The following is a 1381-nucleotide window of genomic DNA, read 5'->3' on the forward strand; positions in this document are numbered from 1 at the left end:
CGCCGTCGCGCCGCCCACCATCGCGGCCCTGGCCGGCCTCGCCGTCCTCGTCGCGGATCTCTTCCTGCCCGAGCACAGGAAGCATCTGCTGGGCTGGGGAGCGATAGCGGGACTGGCCCTGGCCGCACTCGCCCTGCTGCCGCTGCTGGACGGCGACCGCTCCACCTTCTGCCTGACCACCGGCGCCCACGCGTGCAGCTACACGGCCGACACCTTCGCCCTCGTCATCCAGTTCCTCGTGCTCGGCGGGGCGCTGCTCACCGGGCTGCTGTCCTTCAGCGCCCTCGACGATCTCAAACTCCCCGCGGGCGAGTTCTGGTTCCTGCTGCTGTCCTCCGCCGCCGGGGCCGCCCTGCTGCCCGCCTCCCGCGATCTGGCGACCCTGGTCATCGCCCTCGAAGTGGCCTCGCTCCCGGCCTTCGCCCTGGTGGGCCTGCGCCGCGGCGACCGCCTGTCCTCCGAGGCCGCGCTGAAGTTCTTCCTCTCCTCGGTCACCGCGACCGCCGTGATGCTGCTCGGCGTCAGCTTCGTCTACGCCGCCACCGGCAGCCTCCACCTGACCCGGATCGCCGACGCCCTCACCCATGTCGACCCGCGGCTCGACACGCTCGCCCAGGCGGGGGTCGTGCTCACCCTGGTGGGCTTCGCGTTCAAAACCGCCGCCGTGCCCTTCCACTTCTGGGTGCCCGACACCTACGTCGGCGCGCCCGTGCCCGTCGCGGCGTATCTGTCCGTCGTCGGTAAGGCGGTCGGGTTCTCCGGCCTCATCCTGGTGACCGTCCTCGCCTTCCCCTCCTACGCCGATGTGTGGGGCCCGGCCGTCGCCGTCCTGGCCGCCCTCACCATGACCGCGGGGAACGCCGCGGCGCTGCGCCAGCGCCCGGAGCGCGCCTTCAGCGCCGTACGCCTGCTCGCCTGGTCCTCCGTCGCCCAGGCGGGCTATCTGCTGGTCCCGATCGCCGCGGCCGGCTACGCCGACTCCGCCGAGGACGCCTCCCGCGCCATCGGCTCCACCGTCGCGTACGCCCTGATGTATGCGGCCGTGAACCTCGGTGCCTTCGCGGTGGCCGCCCTGGTGGCCCGTACCAGCCCGGCCAACCGCCTCACCGACTACCGCGGGTTGTACGCGGCCCGCCCGGCCGCCGCCCTGGCGCTCGGCTTCTTCCTGCTGTGCCTGGCCGGGCTGCCCCCGGGCGTCATCGGGCTCTTCGCCAAGGTGACCGTCTTCTCGGCGGCCGTGGACGCGGGGCTGGGCTGGCTCGCGGTGGTGATGGCGCTCAACGTGGTCGTGGCGCTCTATTACTACCTCCAGTGGACGGCGGTGCTCTTCCGCGCACCCGAGCCCGCCGCCGGGGCGGAGCCCGCACCCGCGGACGCGGCG

At 73.4% G+C, this 1381-nt stretch carries 1 protein-coding gene; it reads left to right on the forward strand.

All coding sequences use genetic code 11. The annotated features are described in order from the left end of the window. Positions 1 to 1381, forward strand: a 1381-nt coding sequence (locus KN815_RS43080; RefSeq protein ID WP_216347208.1) for an NADH-quinone oxidoreductase subunit N, incomplete at both ends; no start/stop codon positions are given.

The organism is Streptomyces niphimycinicus (assembly GCF_018883605.1).
GTDB classification, from domain to species: Bacteria; Actinomycetota; Actinomycetes; order Streptomycetales; family Streptomycetaceae; genus Streptomyces; species Streptomyces niphimycinicus.